This window comes from Clostridium sp. AM29-11AC (genome assembly GCF_003480545.1).
GTDB classification, from domain to species: Bacteria; Bacillota; Clostridia; order Lachnospirales; family Lachnospiraceae; genus Otoolea; species Otoolea saccharolyticum_A.
Genome location: NZ_QUJI01000040.1, coordinates 1 through 8,306 on the forward strand (window position 1 = coordinate 1; position 8,306 = coordinate 8,306).

Consider the following 8,306-nt stretch of genomic DNA (forward strand, 5'->3'; position numbering starts at 1 on the left):
AATTCTTACCAAAAAGGAGTCATTTTCTTCCAAAGACACAAACTTTTTTACACTACCAAAAACGATTTCATAGGGCGAAAAACTTTTTCATATTCCTTTTTCATGTTCTCTTTTTTTTCTTTACTTTCTCTTATCCAAGACGTTCATGGCGCCGTTTATTGCGTTCATGTCAACGGAGATACAACTTCTCTTTTAACTTCTTTTGACTTTCTATTCTTTTTAGCTCCCTTCTATCTTCTTTAATCTTCTTCCTCTTTTATCCTCTTTCTGTCCCCTCTCCCCTTCATCCCTTTGGCTGTTTGATTTTGATTTATTCTTTCAATTCTTTTCTTTTAGCTGCTGCCGGCTCCCTAGCTCTCTTACCTGCTCTGCGAGGGGCCGTCTGATCTTTTTCCTTGTGATTTCTACCAGCCCCAGCTTCGTCATCTCTACCAGTACAGTCTTTACAGGGTCCCGAAGAAGCTCCAGTTCCAGAAGCCTCATTAATTCCTTCTTATCCTCCTCGGCATCCATATCAATGAAGTCTACTATGATAATTCCGGAGAGGTTCCGAAGCTGCATCTGCCGGGCAATCTCCACTGCCGCCTCCCGGTTGATCCTGAGAATCGTCTCGGCCTGCGTCTTTTTCCCCGCATATTTTCCTGTATTTACATCAATTACGGTGAGAGCCTCTGTCGGCTCTATGACAAGATAGCCCCCTGATTTGAGCCACACGTGTTTTCCCAGCGCCTGCTCCATGGCAGTGTCCAGGCTGTAGAGCTTGGCAAGGGGGACCATGGCATCCTCATAGAAGGACAGCTTCTCCAGATCCTCCCTCTGATTCTCCTCCATATAAGCTCTGAGTGCTTCATAACAGTCTCTGTCGTCTGTCACAATCGCTTCCAGATTCTCCGCGTAGGTATCCCGGATACTGTTCACATAAGAAGGCTCGGATGAAGACAAAAGGCTGTAGCAGGTACGCCAGCCGGCTGTGGCAAAAAGGCGGCTTTTCCGCTCCTTCAGAAGCTCAAGCTCCCTGAGGATGCTCTGTATGTCTGCCTCTCTCGCGTTTGTCCTCACAATGATGCCAAAGCTGTCGTCCTTTTTCTCCTCCAGAATTTTTTTCAGACTTTCTTTCCAGGCTCCGTCCCTGATTTTTCCGGAAAAGCCTATCTGGTTCTTTCCAAGGGTCAGCACCAGATATTTTCCTGTAAAATTCAGGTTTGAGGTGAGCACCGGATCCTTGGTCTTTACGGCATCCCGTTCTACCTGGACGATAATTTCATCCCCCGCCTTCGGCAGACGCTCTTTTGCCCTTACAGGGAAGCCATCGGACTTTTTCATCCACCCTTCCTCAGTCCCGTTCTCCTCGCCTTCTGTTTTTTTCCGGTTTCCCGCCTGTGCGGCAGCTATCTCATCAGTAAACAGGTGCCTTTTATTTTCCTTCAGGCTGTAGTAGCCTATCTGCCCGCTGCCCAGATCCACAAAGGCAGAATTAATATTTTTTACAATATTTTTTACCTTTCCGATATAGATATTCCCCAGGATTCCCCGGGAATCTGCCGGTTCCAGATTCAGAGAACGGCACTTGCCGTCCTCGGTAAGTGCCGTGAGAATCTGACCGTTCCATCTCGTAATCAGAAGCTTATTTGACTTCCTCTCCATAGTCCTCCAGAGCCACGAACCTGTGGCCGTTCTCATCTCCCTGATCGCCGTAAACCTCTTCCCTCTGAATCTGGAAGGCAAACGGCGGATACTCCTGCCCCATGGACTCAAAGTAGGCGCCTACCACCTGCTCCGGCCGCACGTTGGCTGTACTTCCGGCAGAGATCTTCATAAAGATTCTGCCCGCCCCTGCTTTTCCTGAGCCATTGTCAATGGCATACTCATAGATATAGGGCTTCAGATCCATCTCCTTCGTTCCCTTTTTCGTCTTTTTCACAACCTGGATGGAATCTCTCTTTAAAAATTCTGCCAGCCCGTCCCAGAACGCCTTCTCATCCTCCGGCTCGTAGCCCTCCTTAAACCACATGGTATAGTCGGCTGCCGCCACCAGAGCCATGGCGTTTTTGGCAGAATCCGGAAGTCTCCGGTAGGACGTCACCGTGATCCCCTCCACATTGACAGCATTGATCCGGCGAACCATCTCTTCTGAGCTGTCTGTGTCAAGCACCTCAATATCCATGTACTCTCCATTGCTGGTGAATCCCACGCCCAGAGGAGCGGCAAAGGACATGATCTGGTGAGGGCTGAATCCCTCGCTGTAGCGGATATTTACGTCAGCCCGGCGCATGACCTTCTGGAAATACCGCATAATGTCCAGGTGGCCGATAAATTTTACAGCGCCCTGCTTCCTGAATTTAATTCTTATTTTCATAGCAGACGCCTCCCTTATACTTTAATGCACCGCAGGCAGAACATTTCTGGCGGCAGTTCGGTGTAACCGTCTCATTCATGGCCTGGTTCCACTCCCTCTTTAAAAACTCCTTTGTTACTCCGGCGTCAATGAAATCCCAGGGGAATACCTCGTCCAGGGAGCGCTCCCTGAGGGTATAGAAATCCGGATCCACGCCGCAGGTTTCAAAGGCCTTCATCCATACGTCATTCTTAAAGCTCTCCGACCAGGAATCATAGAGGGCCCCATTCCGGTAGGCCTCCTCAATGACTGCTGCCACCTTTCTGTCTCCGCGGGCCATGACGCCCTCAAGGACCGTCACATCTGCCTCATGCCAGTTGTAGCGCAGGCTCTTGTGATTCAGCATGGACTTCATCCTGTCATTTACTATATGAGCCTTTTCCAGATACTGCTCCTTTGTAAACATCGTAGCCCACTGGAACGGGGTGAACGGCTTTGGCACAAAGAAGGAGGTGCTGGACACGACCTGCACCTTTCCGACTCTCTGATCCTTCGGAACTTTATAGTACTCCTCAGCCACCTTCTCAGCCAGCTCGGCAATCCCCTCCATGTCCTCCTTCGTCTCCGTCGGAAGGCCCAGCATGAAATAGAGCTTCACCCGGTTCCATCCCCCAAGGAAGGCATCGTGGGAGCCGCGGAGAATATCCTCCTCTGTCAGCCCCTTGTTAATGACATTTCTAAGCCTCTGGGAGCCTGCCTCCGGCGCGAACGTAAGGCTGCTCTTCTTCACATCCTGCACCTTGCTCATCACGTCCAGGGAGAAAGCGTCGATTCTTAAAGACGGCAGGGATACATTGACTCCTTTTCCGTCAAATTCATCGATGAGAAAGTTCACAAGGCCCTCCAGCTGCGTGTGGTCGCTGGAACTTAAAGAGCTCAGGGAGATCTCCTCATGGCCGGTATTTTTTAACATCTTATAGGCCAGATCTTTTAAGTATTCCAGATTCCTCTCCCTCACCGGGCGGTACACCATTCCCGCCTGGCAGAACCGGCAGCCGCGGATGCAGCCGCGCATGATCTCAAGCACCACCCTGTCCTGGGTAGCCTTGATAAACGGAACCACCGGTTTTTCCGGATAATACGTATCGCTCATTTCCATCACAAGCTGCTTTGACACCGTCTCCTTAGCATGGGGGTTGTTTGGAACCATTCGGTCTATGGTTCCGTCCTCCTTGTAGAATACATCGTAGAAGGCCGGCACATAGATGCCCGGGATCTCGGCCGCCATCTCCAGGAACTCTCTCCTGCTGCCGCCGTTTCTCTTGTTTTCCTTATACCGATCCAGAAGGTCAAAATACACAACCTCACCCTCGCCCATGTAGAACAGGTCGAAGAACTCGGCAATCGGCTCCGGGTTGTAGGTACAGGGGCCTCCGCCGATGACAATGGGATCCTCCTCTGTCCTGTCGGCTGCGTGAAGCGGGATCTGGGACAGCTCCAGCACCTGGAGAATATTGGTGTAGCACATTTCATACTGAATCGTAATTCCGAGGAAATCGAACTCTTTTAACGGGTCCTGGGATTCCACGGCAAACAGAGGAATCTGCTTCTCCCTCATAATCCGGTCCAGATCAAGCCACGGGGAATACACCCGCTCGCAGTATACGTCCTCTCTTCGATTGAACATATCATAGAGGATCTGGATGCCTAAGTGGGACATTCCGATTTCGTAGACGTCCGGAAAGCACATGGCAAAGCGTACATCCACCTTTTTCGGGTCCTTCACTACCGAATTCACTTCGCCGCCGATATACCGGGCCGGCTGCTGGATGGACAGCAAAATTTCATCACTTAAAGCTAGTTTTCTCATAAAAATTTCCTTTTCTATTGTGTATTATACATAAAAATCCAAGTTGCATTCACGCAGTTGTCTGTTTTAAAAAAGAACGTGGATCGCGTCGATTCAGTTATATTCTGAAAAATAAAATTCGGCACAATACAATACGGAGTATAATTATAAGTGTTTTTCCTGAATTAGGCAACTACCATTTCTTGTTTTATCAAGTTAAACATTCACGGCAGTTTGCCCAGTGCCGCTGCCTTTGGCCAAATCGCAAGTTACGGCGGTAGCATCTATCATACTTTTCCGCATACCGAAACAATTCTTGATTAATCTGCTTCCATTCCAAACCTGGACTTTCCCGGATAATTATCCGGTTCTTCAATCATAAGTGGTGCACGGCAAACCATGATTACTGTTGTCTAATTCGTTTTTCTTAAACATCTATTCTTCCATGCCCCTATCATCCTTTCTATGTAAACGGCCCCTAATACTGAACATGCATCTGTACACTGACAAGGCCAAAGGCATCCTGACCGAGCAGCGGTTTATGAAGCTGACGGCAGCGCTGGAACAGGAGCAGGAATCCAACCAGAAGCGTCTGCATGACTTGGCAATGATGCAGAGCCGGGCTGACGCTCAGGAGAGCGAAGTCCGCACCTTTATCAAGGAAATCCGGCGCTATTCCGCCATTGAGGAACTGGACGAGGCGGTGCTGAACCGGCTCATCAGCCGGATTCTGATTGGCGAAGTCAAAAAGGTGGACGGCCAGAAGGTGCAGGAAGTCAGGATCGTGTATAACTTTGTCGGGGAAATCCCGGAGATTGCGGCATAAGGACAGAGAAGCCCTCCCCATGACGGGGAGGGCTATTGTTTTGCCAAAGCAGGAAAAACAGTCAACACTGGTACTGCTGAATATTTTAACGTGCCTTGGTATAAATTCGTTTCACAAATTTTATGATTTCTACTTGAAGGATCGACATCAAGGACAACCCAATGACGATCAGCCACTGTGTGCCATCCAACAAGGTCAACTGGAACGCACTTTGCAGTGCAGGGACAAACAGGATGCACGCCATCAGAAGGGCGGACACCACGAAAGAAAGGATCAGCCAGGGGTTGATTCCCTCTGCCCGCACCCAGATAGGCTCCGTATTGGAGCGCTGATTAAAAGCGCGAAGCATCTGCGAGAAGGCCAGCACACAGAACGCCATTGTCTGACCGGTCACATGGCCGCCCGTGCTTGCGCCGATCCAGTAAGCGCAGGTGGTCATGGCCGCCACAAAGATACCTTGTATAATAACACGGCGCACCAGATCTTTTTCAAACAGAGTGCCCGATTTTACTGGCTTATGCTTCATAATGTTCTTGCTGGCCGGATCAACACCCAGTGCCAGGGCAGGCAAGGTAGCCGTGGCAAGGTTTACCCACAAAATATGAACAGCCAGAAGGGGTGCATCCCAGTTAAACAGGGTTGCAACAAACAAGGTTAGAATTTCTGCGATATTACCAACCAAAAGGAACTGGATTACCTTCTGGATATTGCGGTAGACACGACGGCCTTCCTTGATGGCATAAGCAATCGTGGTAAAGCTGTCATCCAGCAAGATCATGTCGGCGGCATCCTTGGCCACATCCGTACCGGTGATACCCATCGCAACACCGATGTCCGCTGCTTTCAGGGCGGGAGAGTCATTGACACCGTCACCCGTCATAGCCGCTACTTCACCGGTGCGTTTCAAACTCTGGATGATACGCAGTTTATCCGCAGGGGATACACGGGCGAATACGGTTGTTGTTTTTACAGCAGCGCCCAATTCGTCATCCGTCATCGTATCCAGTTCCTCACCGGATATGACGGTGTTGCCTTCTCGGTAAATATCCAGCTCTTTCGCAATGGCAAGGGCTGTCACCTTATGGTCGCCGGTGATCATAATCGTTCGGATGCCCGCCTGACGGCAGGTACGCACGGAATCGGCCACTTCCTTTCGGGGCGGGTCGATCATTCCGGTCACACCCACAAAAGTCATGTCAAATTCTACATTCTCATCATCATCTGTAGGCAGCTCCGTGAGGGTGCGCGTGGCAAAGCCGAGCACACGCAAAGCGTCCTCCGACATGGATAGGCAAAGTTTTGTAATGTTTTCTTTGTCAGCTCCTGTGATGGGCCGCACACCTTCTGAAGTCAGAATGTGGGTGCACAGAGGCAGCATTTCATCCACCGCACCCTTGGTATAAGAAACCCACTTCTCATGGATGCGGTGAACAGTGGTCATCCTCTTACGCTCAGAATCAAAAGGCTGCTCAAAAAGGCGTGGATATTTATCCTCCAGGGCTTCGTGGTCGATTCCAAACGCCTGTGCCATATAGATCAGCGCACCCTCTGTGGGGTCACCGATGATTTCTCCCTTTCTATCCGGGTCAAGACTGGCGTCATTGCAGAGAGCCGCTGCATAAACCAATTCTTTATATACCGCAGGATGCTGTTTAGCAGCATTTTCAATCGGGGTAGTTGTACCGTTTTCAAAATCTCCGTTGACCGCAATGTGTGTTACCGTCATCTTATTGAGTGTAAGAGTACCGGTTTTATCGGAACAAATAACGGTGGCGCTGCCCAGGGTTTCCACCGCAGGCAATTTACGAATCAGTGCGTTTTTCTTAGCCATACGCTGCACGCCCAGGGCCATTACAATCGTGGCTGTGGCAGGCAGACCTTCCGGGATGATGGAGATTGCCAGCGAAATCGCAACCAGGAACTGCGGAATCAGCGGACGCTGATAAAAAGCACCGATAGCGAAGATCAAGGCGCAGACGATTAGTCCAACGATGGTCAGAGTCTTACCAACCGCATTCAGTTTCCGTTTTAAGGGCGTATCCGTATCGTCCTGATTATCTAGCATACCGGCGATATTACCTACCTCGGTATCCATGCCGGTGGCTACCACAACGCCGGTCGCCCGTCCGTATGTTACAATGGCTGAGGTGTACGCCATATTACTGCGATCACCCAGAGGGCAGTCTTCCGGCAAAATATCTTCCGCTTCCTTTTCAGAAGGGACGGATTCGCCGGTCAAAGAAGCCTCCTGCACTTTCAAATTGGCGGAATCTATCAGGCGTAAGTCCGCCGGAACCATATCCCCATCGCCAAGCATCACAACGTCACCCACTACCAGCTCGCTGGCAGGAATTACGCTCTCCTCCCCCTGGCGCAGAACTCGGGCCGTTGGGGCGCTCATGTTGCGAAGAGCCTCCAAAGATGATTGTGCTTTCTTTTCCTGCACAATACCAATGACAGCGTTGACGATTACAATAACAAAGATTACCGCCGCTTCCGTCCATTCCTGCAAAATTGCGGAAAAAGCTGCTGCACCGATGAGGATAAGTACCATCGGGTCAATGATCTGCGCTTTCAGCATTTGAAGAATGGTTTTGGGCGGTTTCGAGCGCAATGCGTTGCGCCCATATTTTTCCAGCCTTTCGGCAGCCTCGGCATCACCTAATCCTTCCTCGGAGGTATGTAAAGTGTCATAAACCTCCGTAAGTTTCAGTGCGTGCCAAGGCGTCTGTCTGTGTCGATCCATAATGGATCAGTCACTCCTTTCTTTGATAAAATTTATGTTCTGACCGCCTTTCAGCGGTGGTCAGCAAAAAGAAACACAAAAAGGCATAGCCTGCTATCTAATGGTTAGACGCAGGTTATGCCTATATATAAAAATGTATTCAGTTTACAGTGAATGTTACTTCGGTCAGCGTCGCTACTGTCGGCGTCGTCCATTGTGATTGTTCCAATTCCTTTCTTTAACGTGTTATTTATAACATACAGGAGATGTTGTAATAAGTCAAGAGGTAAATTGCGATTTAGCGTATTGCATACATTTCATCTAAAGAGAGCGGCTTGTAGCCGCAGAATAATTATCCACCCGCATAGCGGGTGGTTTTTCCTTTTCGGGCATAGCCCTAATACCACTAGCTACGCACAAGTGCGTCTTTTTTTTGGCCTGCCAGCCACGCGTGGGGTTACTTGCTACCCGTAAACGGGTCACGCGGATCGAATAGACTTAACTGATCCATTTCCTGATCTTGTTTTAGCTGGTTGGCTATATATTTTTTTATTGCTACTGTGTCTTTTCC

4 protein-coding genes and 1 pseudogene are annotated in these 8,306 nt (G+C 49.7%); 1 reads left to right on the forward strand and 4 read right to left on the reverse strand.

The window, feature by feature from the left end; translation table 11 throughout:
• Nucleotides 1–318 precede the first annotated feature (318 nt).
• The 3 genes from DW757_RS16750 to DW757_RS16760 are packed head-to-tail and all read right to left on the reverse strand — an operon-like array spanning nucleotide 319 to nucleotide 4,205.
• Nucleotides 319–1,644: a ribonuclease E/G gene (locus DW757_RS16750; protein WP_182433338.1), complete on the reverse strand. Its 1,326-nt coding sequence runs from the start codon at nucleotides 1,642–1,644 to the stop codon at nucleotides 319–321.
• Complete coding sequence (locus DW757_RS16755) at nucleotides 1,625–2,356, reverse strand: TIGR03936 family radical SAM-associated protein (protein WP_118752291.1); 732 nt, start codon at nucleotides 2,354–2,356, stop codon at nucleotides 1,625–1,627. The genes DW757_RS16750 and DW757_RS16755 overlap by 20 nt, the downstream gene beginning before the upstream one ends.
• The gene (locus DW757_RS16760) at nucleotides 2,340–4,205 is read right to left on the reverse strand and encodes a TIGR03960 family B12-binding radical SAM protein (protein WP_118752292.1); all 1,866 of its coding nucleotides are present in this window, start codon (nucleotides 4,203–4,205) and stop codon (nucleotides 2,340–2,342) included. Before DW757_RS16760 ends, DW757_RS16755 begins: the two co-directional genes overlap by 17 nt.
• Nucleotides 4,206–4,680: 475 nt before the next feature.
• Between DW757_RS16760 and DW757_RS16765 the strand changes: the two are divergent.
• Nucleotides 4,681–5,010, forward strand: a pseudogene (locus DW757_RS16765) (DUF4368 domain-containing protein); the annotation flags it as partial.
• Nucleotides 5,011–5,095: 85 nt separating this feature from the next.
• Here DW757_RS16765 and DW757_RS16770 read toward each other — a convergent pair.
• Entirely contained in the window at nucleotides 5,096–7,756 is a 2,661-nt protein-coding gene (locus DW757_RS16770; RefSeq protein WP_118752293.1) for a cation-translocating P-type ATPase, read from the reverse strand.
• Between the last annotated feature and the right edge of the window lie 550 nt (nucleotides 7,757–8,306).